This is a genomic window from Bradyrhizobium sp. CSS354 (assembly GCF_029051725.1).
GTDB lineage: Bacteria > Pseudomonadota > Alphaproteobacteria > Rhizobiales > Xanthobacteraceae > Bradyrhizobium.
In genome coordinates this window covers 445,142-465,455 of the sequence record NZ_JAACFU010000003.1, presented here as the reverse complement: position 1 = coordinate 465,455, position 20,314 = coordinate 445,142, and the positions used below count along the sequence as shown (strand labels likewise).

Genomic DNA, 20,314 nt, shown 5'->3' with positions numbered 1-20,314 from the left:
TGGGTCCTGGCTTTCGCCAGGACGACCACGTTGAGGCAATTGCAAATGCTCTACTGCATCCCCAGCTGTCCGGCCTCCCAGCCCAGCATCGCCTGCTTGCGGGTGATGCCCCAGTGGTAGCCGGTGAGCGTGCCGCTCTTGCCGAGTGCGCGGTGGCAGGGCACGACGAAGGACACCGGGTTCTTGCCGACGGCGGCGCCGACGGCGCGTGAGGCTTTCGGGCTGTTGATGTTGCAGGCGATGTCCGAATAGGACACCGCGCGACCCATCGGGATCTTCAGCAGCGTCTCCCACACCCGGACCTCGAAATCGGTGCCGATCATCACCACGCGCAGCGGCTGATCCGGCCGCCACAGTTTTGTGTCGAAGATGCGCTGCGCCAATGGCGCGGTGCCTTCGTGATCCTCGACGTAAGTTGCGTTCCGCCATCGCCGCGTCATGTCGGCAAGCGCCACCTGTTCCTCACCGGGATCGGCGAAAGCGAGCCCCGACAATCCGCGATCGGTCGCGATCACGATTGCGGTGCCGAACGGCGAGTGATGGAAGCCGTAGCGCAAGATGAGACCCGCGCCGCCGTTCTTCCATTCACCCGGCGACATCGCTTCGTGCGTGACGAAGAGATCATGCAGCCGGCCCGGACCTGACAGACCGGAGTCGAGCGCGGCGTCGAGGATGCTTGCGGAGTCCCGCAGCAGGCCCTTGGCGTGATCGAGCGTGAGCGCCTGCATAAAGGCCTTCGGCGTGATCGAGGCCCAGCGGCGGAACAGATGGTGCAGCTCGTCCGGCGTGACGCCGGCCGCATCCGCCATCGCCTCGATGGTCGGCTGTGTGCGCCATTTTTCGGAGATGAAGGCGATCGCCCGGCGCACGGAATCATAGTCGCGCAACGCGGCGTTCTGGGAGCCCGGCCCGGCCAGGCGCTGGTCATGTATCGCGAGTGTCATCATGAGCACAAATGTAGGAGAGGGCGGGGTGCCAAACCACCCGATTTCCGATCCGCAGATCAGGTGACCGGATTGTAGGTCGGACCCCGCCTGGCGGCATTTAATGCCTCAACCAAACCCTTGTAAAAACTTGCCTTTTCGTCCGGTCCCAGAAAGCGGGCGATCTGGATCTGGTGACCTCGCGAGATCAGATAGAGATGCTCGATGCCAAAATCCTCGTCGATTTCCATGTCGAGCCGGACCCAGAGCGGATTGAAGGTCCACTCGACCACCTGGCCGTGCTGGCTGACGCGCCGCACGCGCAGTTCGGATGGCGTGACCACGATCTCCTCGCTGGCTCGCGCCGCGCGGAAATTGGCCTTGAAGGCCCACCAGATCACCAGCACATCGAAGCCGAAAAAGCCGAACACCGGCCACGCGCCCATCATCAGGAAGACGAGGCCGGTGACGAAGCTGACGGCGCTCAGGAACAGCATCACGGCGAGGAAGCCGGTGCGGTTCAGCGAGCGGTGCGGCGTCAGGCGCGCGGAAAAGATCTGAGGCTCAGCCTCGCTTCCGGATCGTTCCCGCTCAATTTCGTTGCCTGTGCTCATCGTCCCTCAGTATATCCCGATCATGGCGAAAATCACCCGCAAGCCGGCCCCGCGCAAAACGTCCGTGCCGAAGAAAAAGGCAAAGCCGGTCGCGGCAAAACCGAAGGCGGCCGCGAAGAAATCGCTCAAAGCCATGAAGCCCTGGACGCCGCCCGAGGTCCACGAGGCCTTCAGCCGTTTCCGCAAGGCCAATCCCGAGCCGAAAGGCGAGCTCGAGCACGTCAATCCGTTCACGCTGCTGGTCGCCGTGGTGCTATCGGCACAGGCGACTGACGCCGGCGTCAACAAGGCGACGCGCGCGCTGTTTGCGATCGCCGACACACCGCAGAAGATGCTGGACCTCGGCGAGGAACGCCTGCGCGAGTACATCAAGACCATCGGCCTCTACCGCACCAAGGCGAAAAACGTGATCGCGCTGTCGGCAAAGGTGCTCAGCGAGTTTGGCGGCGAGGTGCCGCGCACGCGCGCCGGGATCGAGTCGTTGCCCGGCGCCGGGCGCAAGACCGCCAATGTCGTGCTCAACATGGCGTTCGGCGAGCACACCATGGCGGTCGACACGCATGTCTTCCGCGTCGGCAACCGGACCGGACTTGCGCCCGGCAAGACGCCGCTGGAGGTCGAGCTCGGTCTCGAAAAGGTGATCCCGGCCGAGTTCATGCTGCATGCCCATCATTGGCTGATCCTGCATGGCCGCTATACTTGCATCGCGCGCAAGCCGCGCTGCGAGGTATGCCTGATCAACGATCTCTGCCGGTGGCCGGAGAAGACGGTCTGAGACTGGCGTTCGGAAAGTGTTTTTGGAGTCTATCGTGAGTCAGCAGGAACAAATCCCGTCGTCGCCACCTGCTGCCACACCGGCGCCGCCACCGAAGCCAACGCAGCCACCGGCGAGTTCGCTCTGGAGCCGACTCGCGATTCCGCTGTTCGCGGTGATCGTCGCACTCGGCTTCGTCGCGCTGGCAACCCAGCGCTTCGACGAATGGGTGGGCAATTCGGTGGTCCAGACCACCAACGACGCCTATGTGCGCGCCGAGCTGACGCGGCTTGCCAGTCGCGTCTCCGGCGAAGTGCTGACCGTCGGGGTCACCGACTTCCAGCGCGTCAAGGCCGGCGATCTCCTGATCCAGATCGATCCCGCCGACTATGAGGCGCAAGTCGCGCAGTCCGAAGCGGCGGTCGCCGCCGCGCAAGCCGTGCTCGACAATCTGGCCAATCAGATCGAGCTGCAATATGCGACGATCGCGCAGGCGCAGGCCGCGCGGCTCTCGGCCGAAGCCATGGAGGTCGAGGCGCGGCAGGAGCAGGAGCGCCAGCAATCGCTGACGCAGACCGAATCCGGTACGCGGCAGCGCTTCGAGCAGGCGGTCGCAGGCTATGCCAAGGCGCAGGCCGATGTGCGCGCAAGCCGCGCCGTGATCGCGGCCCAGCAGCACCAGCTTGAGGTGCTGCAAGGCACCCGGAAACAGCGCGCCGCCGATCTCGAAGCGACCAAGGCAACGCTGGCGAGTGCGAAGCTCAAGCTCGGCTACACCAAGATATCGGCGCCGTTCGACGGCGTCGTCGGCGAGCGGCAGGTCCAGCCCGGCGACTACGTCAATATTGGCGCCAACCTCATCAACATCGTGCCGTTGCCGAAGGTCTATGTGATCGCGAACTACAAGGAGACCCAGCTTACGCACGTCGCACCGGGCCAGCCGGTCGAGATCACCGTCGACAGTTTCCCGCGCGAGAAGCTGCGCGGCCGGGTCGAGCGCATTGCGCCCGCGACCGGCGCGCAGGTCGCGCTGCTGCCGCCGGACAACGCAACCGGCAATTTCACCAAGGTCGTGCAGCGCATTCCCGTGCGCATCCAGTTCGACGACAACCAGCCGTTGCTGGGGCGGCTGGTGCCGGGCATGTCGGTCGTCACGAGCATCGACACCAAGGCCGGCAATGGCGGAAAATGACGATTCCAGCCGCGGGCCGCTCTCGCGCGGCGGCGTCGCCCCGCAGCCGCTGTTTGCGGTGGCGGCGGTGCTGCTCGGCTCGTTCCTCGCCAATTTCGACAGCCGCCTGACCACAATAGGCCTGCCGGACCTGCGCGGCGCGTTCTCGCTCTCGTTCGACGAGGGCGCCTGGCTCTCCACTGCGGGCATCGGCTCGCAGATCTTCATTGCGCCTGCGGTGGCCTGGCTTGCCACCGTATTCGGCCTGCGCCGCGTGCTCGGCATCCCCAGCCTCGTCTATGCCGCGATCTCGCTGATCATCCCGTTCGTGCACGACTATCCGACATTGCTCGCGCTCAGCGTCGTGCATGGCCTCTTGCTCGGCACCTTCGTGCCGGCGACGCTGATGATCGTGTTCCGTAATTTGCCGATCCGCTGGTGGCTGCCGGCGATCTCGATCTATTCGATTCGCGTCGGCTTCGCGCTTGATACTTCGAGCTCTCTGGTCGGCTTCTATGTCGACCATCTCGGCTGGCAATGGCTGTACTGGCAGAGCGTCGTGATCGCGCCGTTGATGGGCCTGATGGTCTATTGGGGCACGCCGAACGAGCCGGTGAATCGCGCTTTGCTGCGCGACGCCGATTGGGGCGGCATGCTGCTGCTCGGCGCCGGCGTCTCGATGATCTATGCCGGGCTCGACCAGGGCAACCGGCTGGACTGGCTGGGGTCGGGGACGGTGATGGCATTGATCACTGCCGGCGCGGTGCTGGTCGCGGGCTTCCTCGTCAATGAGGCCCTGGTGCGACAGCCATGGGCGCATATCAACGTGCTGTTCTCGCGCAATATCGGCCTGGGGTTGGTCCTGATCCTGCTCTACACGCTGACCAGCCTGTCCAACGCGTCGCTGGTGCCGAATTTCCTCGCCACCATCGCCCTGCTCAGGCCGGAGCAGAGTGGCTTGCTGCTGCTTACCTACGGCGCGTTGCCGATGTTCGTCCTGGTGCCGCTGTCGATCTGGCTGCTGCGGCATTTCGATACGCGGACGGTGGTGGTCATGGGATTTGCCTGCTTCGCCGCCGCCAATCTCTGGGGCACGCAGCTCAGCCACGATTGGGCGCGCGAGGATTTCGCCGGCATCGTGCTGCTCCAGGCGATCGGGCAGTCGCTGACCTTGCTGCCGCTGATCATCACGCTGCTGTCCAACTCCGATCCGAGCCGTGCCACCTCGTTTGCCGCCTATATCCAGATCATGCGGCTCGGTGGTGCCGAGATCGGCGTGGCGTTGATGGGGACGTGGCTGCGCGTCCGCGAGCAGATCCATTCCTTCTATCTCGGACAGAATCTCGGCGTCGGCGACGTCGATGTGGTCCGCATGCTGAAACAGCTCGCCGACCATTTTGCGGCCCATGGTGCCGGCTCGGCACAGGCACGCGCGGTCGGCACGCTCGCCGGCTTCGTCCAGCGCGAGGCCAATGTGCTCGCCTATATCGACGGCTTCTGGCTGTGCTTTTGGGTCGCAATGGCCGCGCTCGGCGTCGTCGCGCTGGTTACCCGTGCGCCGCCCGGCCCGTTCACGCCGGCGCCGTTCGGCTTCGCCAGGATGCTGTTGCGGAAGTGCGGGGTGAAGGTGACGTAGACACCCTCACCGCATTTGCCGCGCCGGCTCGATCAGCTCGGGCCGCGGGCCCGATAGCCGCTTGTGCATGTGAACCATGAAGGCCATGGCGAAGATCGGCGTCGCCAGATTGACGATCGGGATCGAGACGAAGGCTGCGATGAACAGGCCCGCGGTGAAGATGGTCGCGGCATTGTCGCGCCGCATCGCCTTGGCTTCCTCCGGCGAGCGAAACCGCATCGCCGCGAGCTCGAAATATTCGCGGCCGAGCAGCCAGGCCGTGGCGAGGAAGAAGACCAGGAAACCGGCGCCGGCAAAAAGCACCAGCGGCAGCGCGACCAGATAGACCAGGATCGTCAGCAGCGCGGTCTTGACGCCCTCGTAGATCGCCTGGCTGAACGGCAGCGCGACGCCCGGCCGCTCCGCCGGATAGTGCTCGCGCTCGACGATGTCGGCGACGTCGTCGACGAACAGGCTCGCCACCAGGGAGGTGATCGCGGGCATCAGGAACACAGCCCCGAACACGACGCCGAGGCCCGCGGCGATCGAAATGATCCAGGACAACACCTCGAGCGATGAGTGCCAGCCCGGACCGAGCAGGCCCTCCAGCCACGCCTCGCCATAGGTCGCAAACCAGCTCAGGAGCCGCTGCAAGCCGACCGCCAGCACGATGATCAGCACCAGTGCGACGCCGATCGACCGCCACAGGATCGAGCGCATTGGCGGCGAGATCATTTGCGACAGCGCCTTGACGGCGGCATCCAGCATGGGAGCACCTCTCGGGAAAACCACCCGCGAGAGGTAGACACAGCAGGCCCGTTCGGCAAGAGAGATCGGCGGCACTAGCGCAGTGGCGGATTGACCGCTCGCATCAACGAAGCCACGATGAATTCGGCAAGACTGTTGCTTCATCAACCCGCTTGACAACAAGCGGAACCAGCCGGGCAAAGGAACAGGCTCATATGGCGATGGAAGAACCGGCGGCCGGATTGCCGCTTGCAGGCGTGCGCGTCGTCGAGATGACCCACATGGTCATGGGCCCGGCCTGCGGCATGATCCTGGCGCAGCTCGGAGCCGACGTGATCAAGGTCGAGCCGCCCGCGGGCGACAAGACCCGGAGCCTGGGCGGCATGGGCACCGCCTTCTTTCCGCTGTTCAACCGCGGCAAGCGCAGCGTGGTGCTGGATTTCGAGAAGCCCGAGGATCGCGACACCATGCACCGGCTGCTGGCGACGGCCGACGTGTTCCTGGAGAATTTTCGCGACGGCCAGCTCGAGAAGCAGGGGCTTGGCGCGGACGAATTGCGCCGCCGGCATCCGGGTCTGATCATCGCCGGCCACAAGGGTTTCCTCTCCGGTCCCTACGAGCACCGCCCCGCGCTCGACGAGGTCGTGCAGATGATGGCGGGCCTTGCCGCCATGACCGGCACCAGCGAAAAGCCCCAGCGCGTCGGCTCGTCCGCCAACGACATCATGGGCGGCATGTTCGGCGTGATCGCGATCCTCGCGGCGCTCTATCAGAAGCGCGGGGGACAACGCGACGGCGCCGACATCCGCATCGGCCTGTTCGAGAACTGCCTGTTCCTGGTCGCCCAGCACATGGTCGAATACGAGATGACCGGCAACAAGCCGCGCTCGATGCCGGAGCGCGAGCATGCTTGGCCGATCTACGACATCTTCGAGACCGCCGGCGGCGAGCGTATCTTCATCGGCGTCGTCACCGAAGGCCATTGGCAGAGCTTTTGCCGCGAGTTCGGCCTGACTGAATTCCTCGATGATCCCGCCTTGCGCACCACGACCGATCGCATCCTGGCGCGCGGGCGGATCATTCCGCGCGCGGCCGGGATCATCAGGCAATGGGACGTGGCAAGACTGTCGCAGAGGCTCGATGCGCTCAACATCTGCTTCTCGCCGATCAACCGGCCCGAGGATCTCTTCACCGATCCGCATGTGCTGCGGCCGGGCGGCCTCGTCAACAATGTCACCGCCGACGGCAAGCCGTTCCGGGTGCCGGCGCCGCCGATCGAATGGAACGGCAGCCATATCGGCGAAGGCCTGAAGGTCGCGCCGCTCGGCGCCGACACCGCGGTCGTTCGCGCCGAGATCGACAACGAAAATGAAGACGTCACGTCAAAAACAACAGGGAGGCGCGCATGAGCCGGATCCAGGAGATTTACCCCGCGGAGCGCGTCAGCCTGCGCGAGGTGGGCTTGCGCGACGGGCTCCAGCTTGTGAAGCAAATTCCGTCGACCGACGCCAAGCAACGCTGGGTGCGCGAGGAATATGCCGCCGGCGTGCGGCATTTCGAGGTCGGCTCGTTCCTGCCGGCAAAGACGTTTCCGCAGTTCGTTGATGTCCGGGACGTCGTCGCAACCGTAGCTTCATTGCCCGGCGCGCATGGCACCGCGCTTGCGCTCAACGAGCGCGGCGTCAACGAGGCGCTGGAATCCGGCGTCGGCGAGATCGCCTCGGTGGTCTCGGCGACGGAAGAGCACAGCCAGGCCAATGCGCACCGCTCGCGCGAGTCCGCGATCGCCAATCTGAAACGCTTGTGCGAGCTGCGCGATGCCACCAGCCACAAGCCGCTCGTCAACGCGGCGATCTCGATGGCGCTGGGCTGCTCGATCACGGGGGCGGTTGATCCCGCGGAAGTGCTGCGGCTGGTCGACAAGTGCCTCGAGGCCGGTGTCGATTTCGTCGGCATCGCCGATACCGTCGGCTATGCCGGGCCGAAGCAGGTGGCGGAGCTGACGCGTGCCGCGGTGAAGCTCGCAGGGTCAAAGCCGATCTGCATTCATCTCCACGACACCCGCGGCATGGGTATCGCGAACGCGGCCGCGGCGCTCGACGAAGGCGCGCGTATCCTCGACGGCTCGCTCGGCGGCCTCGGTGGCTGCCCCTTCGCTCCCGGTGCGACCGGCAATGTCGTGTTCGAGGATGTCGTGTTCCTGTGCGAGAGCAAGGGCTTTGCGACGGGTATCGATTTGGAGAAGTTGATAGCAGTGCGCAGGATCCTGCGCGAGGAGATGCCGAGCGAAGTGCTCTACGGCGGCGTCGCGCGGGCGGGCTTGCCGCGTGGGAATGCGAAGGCAGCCTGAGGCTCTTTCTTCACCTCGCCCCGCTTGCGGGGAGAGGGAGAAGTATCAGCCATGCCGGTGCGCCTGCTTGCGCGCTTTCGCCTGCTTGCCGTCACCCGTCGGGATCATGACGACGCGGCCGTAGCGGACGCCGCGTTCGGCGATGATGTGGTCGGCGAAATGTCTGACCTCGCCGGCGTCGCCGCGCAGTGCCGTCATCTCCATGCAATTGTTGTCGTCGAGATGGACATGCAGCGTCGCCAGCGCGAGGTCGTGGTGGCCGTGGAATTCCTGCACCAGGCGTTTTGAGAGATCGCGGGCGGCGTGGTCGTAAACATAGACGAGGCCGGCGACGCAGGGCCCGGTCTGGGCAGTGTCCTCGCTGCTCTGTTGCAAGCCGGCGCGGGCGAGGTCGCGAATGATCTCGGAGCGGTTCTGGTAACCGCGCGCTTCCGCCGCCGCGTCGATCTCCGCCAGGAGATCGTCCTCGATCGTGATCGTAATTCGCTGCATCAGAATGCTCCCTCGCGCGCTCGATGCGGTTTTACACGGATTCAACGACGCTCACAGCCGCGTTGCCCGCAGCCGCAGCGCATTTCCGACCACGCTGACCGAGGACAGCGCCATCGCGGCCGCGGCGATGATCGGCGAGAGCAGGACGCCGAAGGTCGGATAGAGGATTCCGGCCGCGATCGGAATGCCCGCTGCGTTGTAGATGAAGGCGAAGAACAGGTTTTGCCGGATGTTGCTCATCGTCGCCTGCGACAGTTTTCGCGCCCGCACGATGCCGGTGAGGTCGCCCTTCAGCAGCGTGACGCCGGCGCTCTCCATCGCCACGTCCGTGCCGGTGCCCATGGCAATGCCGACTTCGGCAGCTGCCAGCGCCGGCGCGTCGTTGACGCCGTCGCCGGCCATCGCGACGCTGCGGCCGGCCTTCTGCAGCTTTGTCACCACCGCGCTCTTCTGATCCGGCAGCACCTCGGCCTCGACATCGGCGATGCCAAGCCTGCGCGCGACGGCCTCCGCCGTGGTGCGGTTATCACCGGTCAGCATGATGACCTTGATGCCTTCGGCCGCCAATGCCTTCAGCGCCTCCGGAGTGGAGGCCTTGACCGGATCGGCGATCGCGAACAGGCCGGCAAGCCGGCCGTCGACCGCCATGTTGATCACGGTCGCGCCATCGCCGCGCAGCCGTTCGGCCTCGCCATCGAGCGCGTCGGTGTCGATGCCGATCGACGTCAGATATCTGGCATTGCCGAGCACGATGGTTTTGCCGTCGACCTTGCCGGTGGCGCCCTTGCCGGTCGGCGAATCGAATTGTTCGACCTGGCCCAGCGCCAGCTGCTTCTCCTTCGCCGCGCGCATGATCGCGTCGGCCAGAGGATGCTCGCTGGCGCGCTCGACGCTGGCGGCCAAGCGGAGGATGTCATCTTCCGCAAAACCGGCGGCCGGCACGATCGCGACCACCTTCGGCTTGCCCTCGGTCAGGGTGCCGGTCTTGTCGACCACCAGCGTGTCGATCTTCTCCATCCGCTCCAGCGCCTCGGCGTTCTTGATCAGCACGCCCGCTTGCGCACCGCGGCCGACGCCGACCATGATCGACATCGGAGTCGCCAGGCCAAGCGCGCAGGGGCAGGCGATGATCAGCACGCTGACGGCGGCAACGAGGCCGAAGGCCAGCCGCGGCTCCGGCCCGAACCAGGCCCAGGCCGCGAAAGCAGCGACCGCGACCGCAATCACGGCCGGCACGAACCAGCCCGCGACCTGATCGGCGAGGCGCTGGATCGGCGCACGCGAGCGCTGCGCGTCGGCCACCATCTGCACGATCTGCGACAGCAGCGTCTCGCGCCCGACCTTGTCGGCGCGCATGATGAAGCTGCCGGACTGGTTGAGCGTGCCGGCGATCACCTTCGCGTCCGTCTCCTTGGTCACCGGCATGGATTCGCCTGTTACGAGCGACTCGTCGAGCGAGGAACGGCCTTCCAGAATGACGCCGTCGACCGGCACTTTTTCGCCCGGCCGCACGCGCAAGCGGTCACCGGCATGAAGTGCGTCAATCTCGACCTCGTGCTCGCCGCCGTCAGCATCGACGCGGCGCGCTGTCTTGGGGGCGAGCTGCAGCAGCGCCTTGATCGCACCCGACGTCGCGTCGCGGGCGCGCAGTTCCAACACCTGCCCGAGCAGCACCAGCACGGTGATGACGGCCGCGGCCTCGAAATACACCGCGATAGCGCCTTCGTGGCCGCGGAACGTTGCGGGGAAGATCTGCGGCGCGATGGTGCCGATCAGGCTGTAGACATAGGCAACGCCCGTGCCCATCGCGATCAGCGTGAACATGTTGAGGTTGCGCGTCAGCAGCGACTGCCAGCCGCGGACGAAGAACGGCCAGCCGGCCCACAGCACCACGGGCGTGGCGAAGACGAGCTGGATCCAGTTCGACAGCGTCGCATCGATCCAGTTGTGCGGGCCCGCGAGATGGCCGCCCATCTCCAGCACCACCGCCGGCAAAGCCAGCGCGCCGCCGATCCAGAACCGCCGCGTCATGTCGGCAAGCTCGGGATTGGGGCCGCTCTCCAGGCTCGCCACTTCCGGCTCGAGCGCCATGCCGCAGATCGGGCAGGTGCCGGGTCCGGCCTGGCGGATCTGCGGATGCATCGGGCAGGTGTAGATCGTGCCTGCGGGCATCTCGGGCCCGGGCGTCTTGTCCTTTGCGAGGTACTTTGCGGGATCGGCGGCGAATTTGGTGCGGCAGCCGGCCGAGCAGAAATGGAAGGTCTCGCCGTGATGGTCGAAGCGGTGCTTTGAAGTCGCGGGATCGACGGTCATGCCGCAGACGGGATCGCGGACTTTTGCCGCGGCGCCGTGGTCATGCGCGTGATCGCCGTGCGCGCCGCAGCAGGAGGCAGCGGCGGGCTTGTCGACCGGGGCAGCTTTACTGGAACAGCCGCATCCGGAATGTGTTTCCGGCTTGTGATGGTGTTCGTGTTCGGCGTCGTTCATTGCCACGCTCCGGCCTTGCAAGTTATACCCTAGGGGGGTATATAGTCCGCATGCGCAAGGACATCAAGGCATCGCTCGGAAAACGTCTCGGCCGGATCGAGGGGCAGGTTCGCGGCCTCTCGAAAATGGTCGAGGAGGACCGCTATTGCATCGACATCGTCACGCAGATCTCGGCGGTCCGCGCCGCACTGCGCCGGGTCGAGGAAGAGGTTTTGAAGGACCACGTCGCCCATTGCGTCGAACATGCGGTCGCGAGCGGCGACAAGGCCGACCAGCGTGAGAAGATCGCGGAGCTGATGGCGGTGATCGGGCGAGCGGAGCGGTAGGTCGCCGTCATTGCGAGGAGCGTAGCGACGAAGCAATCCAGACTGTTCGGGCAGAGGCAGTCTGGATTGCTTCGCTGCGCTCGCAATGACGATGCTGGAGGAACGGCTACGCCGCCATCTCCAGCGCGTGTCCCCGTGCGCGGTACTTTGCGAGATCGTTCAGCAGCACAAAATGTTCGGAGAAGGCAACGCTCATCTCCGCAGCCGCCTCACGCATCACTTCTTCAACCGAAACCGGCGCCTCTTCGTCAATCGCTTCAGGAACGAGCGGCGGCGCACTGAACGTTTCTGGAAACACACTGAATGTGCCGGCTACCTCCTCGAGCGGCTTCTGCTTGTCGGCCCAGTGCAAGGCGGTGTAGTCGAAGCCGTGCACGATGGTGGGTTTGACGACTTCGAAATAGGGCGAGATGTCGAAGTCGCGGGGCATGTAGAGCGAGGAATCGCGGATGTGAAGGATCTCGCGGCGGGCGGCGCGGCTGCCGGCCTTGGTGATCTTGGGCAGGATCGGGTAACGCACGGCGTCGAAAGCCTGCGCGATCAGGGCCGAGCAGATGATCTTGGTCGGATCGCCGGAGCCGATCGAGATCATGCGGCGGCGCCAGCGCTGCGGAATCGGCAGCGGAAACAGAAAGCGCATCAGGTCGACGATGTTCTTGGTGTCGTAGCCGAAGCCGATGCGGTTGATCGCATAGCGGCAGACCGTGGTGCGGTCCTCATAGGACAGCCCGACCGGGCGGCAGAGGCGGGTGTGATAGGGGAAATATTTCGACAGCGGCGCGGAGGTGACGCCTTCGCCGATATTCGCCTCGATCAGCACGTGCGGCTCGCCGTCGGGCTCTTCCGCACCCTCGATCGGTCCGACATAGAGTGCGCCGTGGGACCAGGTCGACTGCGTCAGATATTTGATGATGCCCGAGATGCGGTTGTTGCCCTCGACCAGCAGCACGTCGCCGGGCTCGATGACGCCGCGCAGATGCTCGGGGTCGCTCGGCGTGAACGGCTCATAGCCCGGCACCTCCTTCGAGAGGTACGCGGCAATCAGCTTGCCGACTGAATCCAGGACCGTCCCCATTTCAAAACTCCCCCACGGCCTTTTCCGGCCGTCTTTTTCTCTTCTCTACCATGGTCGGAACGTGTTGCAATTCGGTTCATCGATCTGTGACATCAAGCACGATTGATTCACCATGATGGTTGCCGCGCAACATCAGATACGGCAAGGTTCGCTAGCTGTTCCCGTTTGCTGCAAGTCTCCGGAAACCATGCCATGACAATCACGCGCCGCAGCTTCCTATCGGCATCGGCGGGCCTTGCCGCGATGCCGGTCCTGCGCGCAACCGCCGCGCCCCTTCCGCGCGAGGCTGACATTGTCGTGATCGGCGCGGGCGCGGCCGGAATTGCCGCGGCGCGGCGCATCATGGCGGCCAATCGCAAGGTCGTGGTGGTGGAAGCTGCGTCGCAGATCGGCGGGCGCTGCATCACGGATATGACGACCTTCGACACGCCGTTCGATCGCGGCGCGCGCTGGATGCACAATCCCGATACCAATCCGATGATCCGGCTGGCGCGCAGCGCCGGGCTCGACGTTCTGCCGGCGCCCTCAGGCCAGAAGATGCGCATCGGCCGCCGCAACGCACGGGCCGGCGAGACCGAGGAGTTCCTGGCGGCGCTGGTGCGTGCCAACCGCGCCATCGACGAGGCCGCGCGTGGCAAGCTCGATACCGCCTGCGCCTCGGTGCTGCCGAAGGATCTCGGCGACTGGGCCGGCGCGGCCGAGTTCATGCTGGGCGCGAGCTTCGCCGGCAAGGACCTGAAGGAGCTGTCTGCGATCGACAAGGCGCGTGCACAGGATCGCAACGCCGCGATCGCCTGCCGGCAGGGCCTGGGGACCCTGATCGCTAAACTCGGTGAGCAGGCGCCGGTCGCGCTGTCGACGCCGGCGAGCCGGATCGTCTGGAGCAATCGCGACGTCAGCGTGGAGACACAGGCCGGCAGGATCGCCGCCCGCGCCGCCATCATCACGGTCTCGACCAATGTGCTGACCTCGGGCGCGATCAAGTTTGGGCCCGACATTCCGAAGCGCACGCTCGATGCCGCATCGAAGCTCACGCTCGGAAGCTATGATCATATCGTGCTGCAACTGCCGGGCAATCCGCTGGGCCTGTCGCGCGACGACATCCTGATCGAGCAAAGCAACTCGACGCGCACGGCGCTGATGTTCGCCAATATCGGGGGATCCTCGCTGTGCTCGATCGATGTCGGCGGCTCGTTCGGCCGCGATCTCACCCAGCAAGGCGAAAAGGCGATGACGGCCTTCGCCAGAGAATGGATCACGAAGCTGTTCGGCAGCGAGGTGGCCGCCGCCGTGCAGAAAGCCAGCGCGACGCGCTGGAACGCCTCGCCTTTCGTGATGGGTGCGATGTCGGCGGCCTCGCCCGGCGGTCAGCTCTCGCGAAGAATTCTCGCCGAGCCGATCGGCAACATGTTCCTCGCCGGCGAAGCCACGCACGAGACGCTGTGGGGCACCGTCGACGGCGCCTGGGAAAGCGGCGAGCGCGCCGCGGACGCAGCCTTGCGCAAGATCGGCGCGCTGAAGGACGAGCCGGCCGACGTGCCGACGCAGTCGACGAAGAAGCGCAGGGCGAGGCCGCAATAAGCTTAACTCGTCGTCCCGGCGAAGGCCGGGACCCATAACCACAGGATGTGGTTTGGCGAGGACTCGGAGTTACCAGTTCGCGTAACAAAAGCCGATCGGGACTATGGGTTCCGGCCTTCGCCGGGACGACGTGGATGATTCAGCGCAAAATCCCATCCAGCGCCGGCAGTCCCGCGATCACGGCCAGCGCGATCAGCCCGTAGCAAATCGCGCGAAACACTTTCTCGCTGGCACGGCCGAACAGCGACGCGCCGAAGGCGACGCCGATCGCATAGACCGGACCGACGATCAGCGAAAGCACCAGCGATTCGCGACTGATCAGGCCTGTGGTTGCATAGCTGACCATCGAGAAGAAATCCGACGCGCCAAAAAACAGCAAGATGTTGGCGCGCGCGACGATCGGGGCGATGGGCCGGCCGAGCCAATAGCCGACGATCGGCGGGCCGCCGGTCTGGGCGAGGCCGCTGCAGAAGCCGGAGAGGCTACCGATGCCGACCGAGAGCCAGGCGTGGTCCTTGCCGCGATAGCGCCAGCCCGACAGCAGCAGAAGCAACAGCGCGGCGACGAAGCAGGAGATGATCCATCGTGTCGTGACGGGTTCGAGCACGCTGAGGAAATAGGTGCCGACGGGGACGCCGACCAGCGCGCCCAGCACGAGCACCGCGGTGGCCTTGCGATCCGCCTTGCGCCAGGCGTCAGGCAGCAGCGGCGCGGCCGCGACGAAATCGATCACGAGGAGCAGCGCGGCAACGAGACGCGGCGCCGCGATGCTGCTCGCCAGCGGCATGAAGATCAGCGCCGAGCCGAAGCCGGAGAAGCCGCGCGCGGTGCCCGAAACGAAAGCGACGGCGCAGAGCGCCGTCGCAACAGTGAGGCTGACGTCCTTCGGAAGAAAGTCAGTGAGATTCATGCTCTACTATTTCTCGAGCATGATCATGCTCGCAAAGTGCCGCCGGTCTTCTTCGTCACCTCCGCCACGATTTTCGCGGCGACGGCCTCGATCTCCTGGTCGGTCAGGGTCTTCTCGCGCGGCTGGATCGTCACCGCGATTGCGATCGACTTCTTGCCGTCGTCGATGCCCTTGCCTTCGTAGACGTCGAACACGTTCACGGCGGTGATCAGCTTCTTGTCGACGCTCTGAGCCGCGCGCACGATGTCGCCGCCCTTCACGGTGCGGTCGACGATGAAGGCGAAATCGCGTGAGACCGGCTGGAATGCCGACAGCTCGATCACGGGCTTGGCGCGGGTCGGCTTCTTCTTCGCCTCGGGGATGCGGTCGAGGATCACCTCGAACACCATCAGCGGGCCACCGGCGCCGAGCGCATCGAGCGCGCGCGGATGCATCTCGCCGAAATAACCCAGCACGTTCTGCGGTCCGATCTGGATCGTGCCGGAGCGCCCGGGATGTAGCCAGGACGGGCCGCCCGCGACGATCTGAAGGGCCTGCATCGGAGCGCCGGCAGCCGCGAGCACCGCGAGCGCATCGGCCTTGGCGTCGAACAAGTCAGCCTGCGCCGAACCCGACCAGTGCCGTCCGAGACCCTGCGATGATGCAAAACCGCGGCGGACGCCGCTCGCCGCCATGAACTGATCCTGCGGGCGGTCGCCTTTGAACACCTGCCCGACCTCGAACAGGGCGACATCGCCAAAGCCGCGATCGGCATTGGCCTGCGCCGCCGCGATCAGGCCGGCCAACAGGGTCGGGCGCATGTCGGACAAATCCGACGCGATCGGGTTGGCGACTTCGAGTTCGCGCTGGCCGCCGCCGAACAGCTGTGCGGCAGATTTGGTGATGAAGGACCAGGTCACCGCTTCGATGATGCCGCGGCTCGCGAGCGCCCGCCTGGCGCGGCGGGTGCGGAGCTGGAGCGGGGTCAGCACGGATTTTCGTGCGTCCTCGCCCCGCTCGAACGGCGTCATCGGCACCTTGTCGACGCCGTGGATACGGACGACTTCCTCGACGATGTCGGCCTTGCCGTGCACATCGGTCCGCCATGACGGCACCGCGACCTTCACGACGGGGCCCGGGCCCGCCATCATGAAGCCGAGATGGGTCAGGATGCGCTTCATCTCCGGCATCGGTACTTCGATGCCCGAGAGTCGCTTGACCTCGGTGACCGGAAAATCGATCACGCGGTCGTCGCCGAAGGTCTTGCCGACCACGACGTTCTCCGACGGCGTGCCGCCACACATCTCCATCACGAGTTTCGTCGCGAGCTCCAGCCCCGGCACCATGAAGGCCGGATCGACACCGCGCTCGAAACGGTAGCGCGCGTCCGAATTGATGCCGAGCTTGCGGCCGGTCTGGGCGATGTTGATCTCGTTCCACAGCGCCGATTCGATCAGCACGTCGGTGGTGCCTTCGTCGCAGCCCGAGGCCTCGCCGCCCATGATGCCGGCGAGCGATTCGACGCCATGCTCGTCCGCGATCACGCAAATCGTGGGATCGAGGTTGTAGCTGCGGCCGTCGAGCGCGAGCAGCGTCTCGCCGTCACGGGCGCGGCGCACCACGAGATTGCCGTTCACTTTCTTCGCGTCGAACACGTGCAGCGGCCGCGCGCGGTCGTAAGTCATGAAGTTGGTGATGTCGACCAGCGCGTTGATCGGACGCAGGCCGATCGCGGTCAGCCGCTTCTGCAGCCATTCCGGCGAGGGCCCGTTCTTCACGCCGCGCACGAGGCGTAGCGCGAAGCCCGGGCAGAGCGCGGCGTCCTCGACCGTAACATTCACCGGACACGGGAATTCGCCCTTGATCGGCTTGATGGTCGGGTCCTTGAACTTGCCCATGTCGGCAGCGGCGAGATCGCGCGCGATGCCGTGCACGCCGGTGCAGTCCTGCCGGTTCGGCGTCAGATTGATCTCGACCACGGGATCGCCGAGGCCGGCCCATGCGGCGTAAGCAGCGCCGATCGGCGCATCCGCGGGCAATTCCATGATGCCGTCATGGTCGTTGGAAATCTGCAATTCAGCCGCCGAGCACAGCATGCCGCGGCTCTCGACGCCGCGGATGGTGCCGACACCGAGCGTGATGTCCTTGCCGGGAATGTAGGTGCCCGGCGGCGAGAACACGCTGACGAGACCTGAGCGCGCATTCGGTGCGCCGCACACGACCTGCACGGGCGCGCCACCGTCGCCGGTGTCGACCATGCAGACGCGCAGCCGATCCGCGTTCGGATGCTGCTCGGCCGAGATCACCTTCGCGATGGTGAAAGGCTTCAGCGCCTTCGCCTTGTCCTCGATGTTCTCGACCTCGAGCCCGATCATGGTGAGCTTCTCGGCGAGCTTGTCCAGCGGCTCGTCGGTCTCGAGATGTTCCTTCAGCCAGGAGAGAGTGAATTTCATGGCTGCGTGCCTCGGCTTTTGTCGGTGTTCACTGAGTTGCTTTGGTCGGTGTCAATGTTCCCTCCCCCCTTGTGGGGGAGGGTCAGGGAGGGGGGTAAGCCGCGGGCTCCGGCGGATGCCGCCTGGCGGATTGCCTCAACAACTCCCTCCAGATTTGTCATCACCTGCTCGTTGGTGAAGCGCAGAACCTGAAACCCTTCGGCAGCGAAGAATGCGTCGCGCCGTCGATCCGCCTTTTGGCGCTCTTCGAAATCGTGGGATTCCCCATCGACCTCAATGATGATCTTTGATGAGAAGCACACGAAATCGGCGATGTAGTTTCCGATCGGCGTCTGACGACGGATGCCGACACCATCCATCCGGTTAGCTTTTAGATAGCGCCACAGCAGTGTTTCGGCGCGCGTCATCGCTTGGCGAAGTTGCTTCGCCCGGCCGCGCTGACGCTGGCTTACAACTGCGTGCGGCATCCGCGGCTACCCCCCTCCCTGACCCTCCCCCACAAGGGGGGAGGGAACGGAGAGAGTCTTCGTGCGTCCGAGCAAGCCCATCACGAGCTCAGCCCTCCCGCCAGCGTCGGCACTTCGAGCGGCTTGAAGCCGTAATGGGACAGCCAGCGGACGTCGCTGTCGAACAGCTGGCGCAGGTCGGCGATGCCGTATTTCAGCATGGCGATGCGGTCGATGCCCATGCCCCAGGCAAAACCCTGGTACTCGTCGGGATCGATGCCGCAGGCGCGCAGCACGTTCGGATGCACCATGCCGCAGCCGAGAATCTCGAGCCAGTCCTCGCCCTCGCCGAAGCGGATCTCGCCCTTGTCGCGGCGGCACTGGATATCGACTTCCAGCGACGGCTCGGTGAACGGGAAGAACGAGGGGCGGAAGCGCATGTTGATGTGATCGACCTCGAAGAACGCCTTGCAGAATTCGTGCAGGATCCATTTGAGGTGGCCGAGATGGGAGTGCTTGTCGATGACGAGGCCTTCGACCTGGTGGAATTGCGGCGTGTGGGTCGCGTCCGAATCGATGCGATAGGTGCGGCCCGGGCAGATCACGCGGATCGGCGGCTTCTGGCTCAGCATGGTGCGCACCTGCACCGGCGAGGTGTGGGTGCGCAACAGCATGCGGGAGCCGTCCTCCTTCGGATGGAAGAAGAAGGTGTCGTGCATCTCGCGCGCGGGATGTCCTTCCGGAAAATTCAGCTTGGTGAAGTTGTAGTCGTCGGTCTCGATATCGGGCCCTTCGGCGACCGAGAATCCCATATCGGCGAAGATCGTGGTCAGCTCGTCCCAGACCTGGCTCAGCGGATGGATGCGGCCGGCCTCGGCCGGCGCATCGCGCAGCGGCAGGGTGACGTCGATGGTTTCCGACGCAAGCCGCGCGTCGAGCGCCGCCGATTTCAAGACGTCGCGCCGCGCGGCGAGCGCCTCGGTGACCTTGTCCTTGGCCTGGTTGATCGCAGCGCCTTGCGTCTTGCGTTCGTCCGGCGACATTTTTCCGAGCGTGGCAAGCAGCGCCGAGATCGAACCCTTCTTGCCGAGGGCAGCGACGCGCACCGCTTCGAGGGCGGCCTCGTCGCCGGCGGCGGCGATCTGGTCGAGGATGGATGTTTCGAGCATTGCGAGGTCGGACACGGTCAAATCCCTGCTGCCAAATTCGGCTGGGTTGTCGCCGCCCGAAGGCCGTAACGTCAAGCGAAAAGCCGGTCATTTCGGGCTGACGAGCGGCTAGGTTGAACCTCGCGCGGGGGGCTGGCACCAAGGGGAAAGCGAGGAGGCTTTCGCGATGCTCTCAAGATCCTGTCTGGCTGCTCTCGCCGTCGTTCTCTCCGTCGCGAGCACCCCGGCGCGCGCCATGGTCTGCATGGAGAAGTCGATGACGCTGGACGAGGTCGTCGACGCCATCGCTGCCCAGAAGGGCTGCGAAAGCGCGATGAAAATGTTTCAGGATTGCCAATTGACCGCGAGCGGCGATGTCCAGCTCGGCGCCGCCGTCGAGAAGAAATGCGAGGCGGACTTCATGCCCGGCCTCAACACTGCGCGGAAACAGGCTTACCAACGCGAGATGCGCGTGTGCGACCGGAAGTACCGGAATAAATCCGGCACCATGTATCTGTCATTCACGGCATTCTGCCGGGCGGAGATCGCCCAGCGCTATTCGCAACGCGCGCTGAAGGCCGGCGGGGCCGGCCGTTAGGCCTCAGGCCGCCAGAGCGGCTTTGGCCTTCTCGGCGATCGCCTGGAACGACGCGGGCTCGTTGATCGCGAGATCCGACAGCACCTTGCGGTCCACGGTGATCCCGGACTTGGCCATGCCGTCGATAAAGCGGCTGTAGGTCAGGCCGAACGGACGCACGGCAGCGTTGATGCGCTGGATCCAGAGTGCGCGGAACGTCCGCTTCTTGCGCTTGCGATCACGGAAGGCATACACGAGAGCCTTCTCGACCGCCGGCTTGGCGGTGCGGATCGTGTTCTTGCGGCGGCCGCGGAAACCCTTGGCGGCCTTGTAGACTTTCTTGTGCTTGGCGTGGGCGGTCACACCGCGTTTGACGCGAGCCATGACAAAAATCCTTCGAAAGATGACTTGATGTTCGGATCGCCGCGAAAGCTGCGGCGCGGGTGGCAATGATCGTGGACGCGATCAGGCGTTGGGCAAGAAGTACTTCTTGACGTTGTCGCCGTCGGTCTTGAACAGCACGGCGGTGCCGCGCAGCTGCCGGATCTGCTTCTTCGTCCGCTTGATCATGCCGTGACGCTTGCTACGATGCGCGAACATCACTTTGCCGGTGGCAGTCACCTTGAAGCGCTTTTTAGCGCCCGATTTGGTCTTCAGCTTGGGCAT

Annotated in this window: 20 protein-coding genes; 8 read left to right on the top strand and 12 right to left on the bottom strand. The window is 65.2% G+C overall.

The window, feature by feature from the left end:
* Nucleotides 1–50: 50 nt before the first annotated feature.
* Both GWG67_RS09180 and GWG67_RS09175 read right to left on the bottom strand, forming a co-directional pair.
* Nucleotides 51–947 carry a bifunctional helix-turn-helix domain-containing protein/methylated-DNA--[protein]-cysteine S-methyltransferase gene (locus GWG67_RS09180; RefSeq protein WP_275168923.1) on the bottom strand — a complete coding sequence of 299 codons (897 nt, stop codon included), beginning with the start codon at nucleotides 945–947 and terminating at the stop codon, nucleotides 51–53.
* A gap of 56 nt (nucleotides 948–1,003) precedes the next feature.
* Entirely contained in the window at nucleotides 1,004–1,537 is a 534-nt protein-coding gene (locus GWG67_RS09175; RefSeq protein WP_275168921.1) for a DUF2244 domain-containing protein, read from the bottom strand.
* A 22-nt stretch (nucleotides 1,538–1,559) separates the two neighbouring features.
* Here GWG67_RS09175 and nth point away from each other — a divergent pair, with 22 nt between their 5' ends.
* From nth to GWG67_RS09160, 3 genes are read left to right on the top strand one after another with little or no spacing between them, the layout of a single operon-like run.
* Nucleotides 1,560–2,312: an endonuclease III gene (gene nth, locus GWG67_RS09170; RefSeq protein ID WP_275168919.1), complete on the top strand. Its 753-nt coding sequence runs from the start codon at nucleotides 1,560–1,562 to the stop codon at nucleotides 2,310–2,312.
* 34 nt (nucleotides 2,313–2,346) lie between these two features.
* Nucleotides 2,347–3,483 carry an HlyD family secretion protein gene (locus tag GWG67_RS09165; RefSeq protein ID WP_275168917.1) on the top strand — a complete coding sequence of 379 codons (1,137 nt, stop codon included), beginning with the start codon at nucleotides 2,347–2,349 and terminating at the stop codon, nucleotides 3,481–3,483.
* Nucleotides 3,470–5,098: an MFS transporter gene (locus GWG67_RS09160; RefSeq protein ID WP_275168915.1), complete on the top strand. Its 1,629-nt coding sequence runs from the start codon at nucleotides 3,470–3,472 to the stop codon at nucleotides 5,096–5,098. The genes GWG67_RS09165 and GWG67_RS09160 overlap by 14 nt, the downstream gene beginning before the upstream one ends.
* A 6-nt stretch (nucleotides 5,099–5,104) precedes the next feature.
* Here GWG67_RS09160 and GWG67_RS09155 read toward each other — a convergent pair whose 3' ends face one another.
* Nucleotides 5,105–5,845: a sulfate transporter family protein gene (locus GWG67_RS09155; protein ID WP_275168913.1), complete on the bottom strand. Its 741-nt coding sequence runs from the start codon at nucleotides 5,843–5,845 to the stop codon at nucleotides 5,105–5,107.
* A 194-nt stretch (nucleotides 5,846–6,039) separates the two neighbouring features.
* Between GWG67_RS09155 and GWG67_RS09150 the strand changes: the two genes are divergently transcribed.
* Both GWG67_RS09150 and GWG67_RS09145 read left to right on the top strand, forming a co-directional pair.
* The gene (locus GWG67_RS09150; protein ID WP_275168911.1) at nucleotides 6,040–7,233 is read left to right on the top strand and encodes a CaiB/BaiF CoA-transferase family protein; all 1,194 of its coding nucleotides are present in this window, start codon (nucleotides 6,040–6,042) and stop codon (nucleotides 7,231–7,233) included.
* Nucleotides 7,230–8,174: a hydroxymethylglutaryl-CoA lyase gene (locus GWG67_RS09145; protein ID WP_275168910.1), complete on the top strand. Its 945-nt coding sequence runs from the start codon at nucleotides 7,230–7,232 to the stop codon at nucleotides 8,172–8,174. Before GWG67_RS09150 ends, GWG67_RS09145 begins: the two co-directional genes overlap by 4 nt.
* 45 nt (nucleotides 8,175–8,219) lie before the next feature.
* Here GWG67_RS09145 and nikR read toward each other — a convergent pair whose 3' ends face one another.
* Together nikR and GWG67_RS09135 are read right to left on the bottom strand one after the other, a co-directional pair.
* Nucleotides 8,220–8,666, bottom strand: a complete 447-nt coding sequence (gene nikR / locus GWG67_RS09140) for a nickel-responsive transcriptional regulator NikR (RefSeq protein ID WP_275168908.1) — start codon at nucleotides 8,664–8,666, stop codon at nucleotides 8,220–8,222.
* A 51-nt stretch (nucleotides 8,667–8,717) separates the two neighbouring features.
* Entirely contained in the window at nucleotides 8,718–11,153 is a 2,436-nt protein-coding gene (locus GWG67_RS09135) for a heavy metal translocating P-type ATPase (protein ID WP_275168906.1), read from the bottom strand.
* Between the two features lie 50 nt (nucleotides 11,154–11,203).
* On the opposite strand from GWG67_RS09135, the gene GWG67_RS09130 reads away from it, so the two are divergent.
* A complete protein-coding gene (locus GWG67_RS09130) occupies nucleotides 11,204–11,479 on the top strand; it encodes a metal-sensitive transcriptional regulator (RefSeq protein WP_275168905.1) in 276 nt (91 codons plus the stop codon).
* A 106-nt stretch (nucleotides 11,480–11,585) separates the two neighbouring features.
* Here the strand turns inward: GWG67_RS09130 and GWG67_RS09125 are convergent, their stop codons facing one another.
* A complete protein-coding gene (locus GWG67_RS09125; protein WP_275168903.1) occupies nucleotides 11,586–12,554 on the bottom strand; it encodes a YiiX/YebB-like N1pC/P60 family cysteine hydrolase in 969 nt (322 codons plus the stop codon).
* A 192-nt stretch (nucleotides 12,555–12,746) separates the two neighbouring features.
* On the opposite strand from GWG67_RS09125, the gene GWG67_RS09120 reads away from it, so the two are divergent.
* Complete coding sequence (locus GWG67_RS09120) at nucleotides 12,747–14,135, top strand: FAD-dependent oxidoreductase (RefSeq protein ID WP_275168901.1); 1,389 nt, start codon at nucleotides 12,747–12,749, stop codon at nucleotides 14,133–14,135.
* Nucleotides 14,136–14,274: 139 nt separating this feature from the next.
* Here GWG67_RS09120 and GWG67_RS09115 read toward each other — a convergent pair whose 3' ends face one another.
* The 4 genes from GWG67_RS09115 to pheS form a co-directional block, all read right to left on the bottom strand.
* Nucleotides 14,275–15,045 (bottom strand): sulfite exporter TauE/SafE family protein, encoded by a 771-nt coding sequence (locus tag GWG67_RS09115; RefSeq protein ID WP_275168899.1) that lies wholly within the window; start codon nucleotides 15,043–15,045, stop codon nucleotides 14,275–14,277.
* 23 nt (nucleotides 15,046–15,068) lie between these two features.
* The gene (pheT, locus tag GWG67_RS09110) at nucleotides 15,069–17,477 is read right to left on the bottom strand and encodes a phenylalanine--tRNA ligase subunit beta (protein ID WP_275168897.1); all 2,409 of its coding nucleotides are present in this window, start codon (nucleotides 17,475–17,477) and stop codon (nucleotides 15,069–15,071) included.
* The gene (locus tag GWG67_RS09105; RefSeq protein ID WP_275168895.1) at nucleotides 17,474–17,944 is read right to left on the bottom strand and encodes an endonuclease domain-containing protein; all 471 of its coding nucleotides are present in this window, start codon (nucleotides 17,942–17,944) and stop codon (nucleotides 17,474–17,476) included. The genes pheT and GWG67_RS09105 overlap by 4 nt, the downstream gene beginning before the upstream one ends.
* 80 nt (nucleotides 17,945–18,024) lie before the next feature.
* A complete protein-coding gene (gene pheS, locus GWG67_RS09100) occupies nucleotides 18,025–19,107 on the bottom strand; it encodes a phenylalanine--tRNA ligase subunit alpha (protein ID WP_027514765.1) in 1,083 nt (360 codons plus the stop codon).
* A gap of 151 nt (nucleotides 19,108–19,258) precedes the next feature.
* Between pheS and GWG67_RS09095 the strand changes: the two genes are divergently transcribed.
* Entirely contained in the window at nucleotides 19,259–19,669 is a 411-nt protein-coding gene (locus GWG67_RS09095; protein WP_275168894.1) for a hypothetical protein, read from the top strand.
* Between the two features lie 3 nt (nucleotides 19,670–19,672).
* Here the strand turns inward: GWG67_RS09095 and rplT are convergent, their stop codons facing one another.
* Both rplT and rpmI read right to left on the bottom strand, forming a co-directional pair.
* Entirely contained in the window at nucleotides 19,673–20,032 is a 360-nt protein-coding gene (gene rplT / locus GWG67_RS09090) for a 50S ribosomal protein L20 (protein WP_007598538.1), read from the bottom strand.
* 81 nt (nucleotides 20,033–20,113) lie between these two features.
* On the bottom strand, nucleotides 20,114–20,314 hold the full coding sequence (rpmI, locus tag GWG67_RS09085; protein ID WP_007598540.1) for a 50S ribosomal protein L35: 201 nt from the start codon (nucleotides 20,312–20,314) through the stop codon (nucleotides 20,114–20,116).

What these genes read in the sequence shown, in the direction of transcription:
- rplT (WP_007598538.1), bottom strand. Translation starts at nt 20,032, where the DNA reads ATGGCTCGCGTCAAACGCGGTGTGACCGCCCACGCCAAGCACAAGAAA.
- GWG67_RS09180 (WP_275168923.1), bottom strand. Translation starts at nt 947, where the DNA reads ATGATGACACTCGCGATACATGACCAGCGCCTGGCCGGGCCGGGCTCC.
- GWG67_RS09095 (WP_275168894.1), top strand. Translation starts at nt 19,259, where the DNA reads ATGCTCTCAAGATCCTGTCTGGCTGCTCTCGCCGTCGTTCTCTCCGTC.
- GWG67_RS09145 (WP_275168910.1), top strand. Translation starts at nt 7,230, where the DNA reads ATGAGCCGGATCCAGGAGATTTACCCCGCGGAGCGCGTCAGCCTGCGC.
- pheT (WP_275168897.1), bottom strand. Translation starts at nt 17,477, where the DNA reads ATGAAATTCACTCTCTCCTGGCTGAAGGAACATCTCGAGACCGACGAG.
- GWG67_RS09125 (WP_275168903.1), bottom strand. Translation starts at nt 12,554, where the DNA reads ATGGGGACGGTCCTGGATTCAGTCGGCAAGCTGATTGCCGCGTACCTC.
- GWG67_RS09160 (WP_275168915.1), top strand. Translation starts at nt 3,470, where the DNA reads ATGGCGGAAAATGACGATTCCAGCCGCGGGCCGCTCTCGCGCGGCGGC.
- GWG67_RS09135 (WP_275168906.1), bottom strand. Translation starts at nt 11,153, where the DNA reads ATGAACGACGCCGAACACGAACACCATCACAAGCCGGAAACACATTCC.
- GWG67_RS09115 (WP_275168899.1), bottom strand. Translation starts at nt 15,045, where the DNA reads ATGAATCTCACTGACTTTCTTCCGAAGGACGTCAGCCTCACTGTTGCG.
- GWG67_RS09120 (WP_275168901.1), top strand. Translation starts at nt 12,747, where the DNA reads ATGACAATCACGCGCCGCAGCTTCCTATCGGCATCGGCGGGCCTTGCC.
- GWG67_RS09175 (WP_275168921.1), bottom strand. Translation starts at nt 1,537, where the DNA reads ATGAGCACAGGCAACGAAATTGAGCGGGAACGATCCGGAAGCGAGGCT.
- nikR (WP_275168908.1), bottom strand. Translation starts at nt 8,666, where the DNA reads ATGCAGCGAATTACGATCACGATCGAGGACGATCTCCTGGCGGAGATC.
- nth (WP_275168919.1), top strand. Translation starts at nt 1,560, where the DNA reads ATGGCGAAAATCACCCGCAAGCCGGCCCCGCGCAAAACGTCCGTGCCG.
- GWG67_RS09130 (WP_275168905.1), top strand. Translation starts at nt 11,204, where the DNA reads ATGCGCAAGGACATCAAGGCATCGCTCGGAAAACGTCTCGGCCGGATC.
- GWG67_RS09150 (WP_275168911.1), top strand. Translation starts at nt 6,040, where the DNA reads ATGGCGATGGAAGAACCGGCGGCCGGATTGCCGCTTGCAGGCGTGCGC.
- GWG67_RS09105 (WP_275168895.1), bottom strand. Translation starts at nt 17,944, where the DNA reads ATGCCGCACGCAGTTGTAAGCCAGCGTCAGCGCGGCCGGGCGAAGCAA.
- rpmI (WP_007598540.1), bottom strand. Translation starts at nt 20,314, where the DNA reads ATGCCCAAGCTGAAGACCAAATCGGGCGCTAAAAAGCGCTTCAAGGTG.
- GWG67_RS09155 (WP_275168913.1), bottom strand. Translation starts at nt 5,845, where the DNA reads ATGCTGGATGCCGCCGTCAAGGCGCTGTCGCAAATGATCTCGCCGCCA.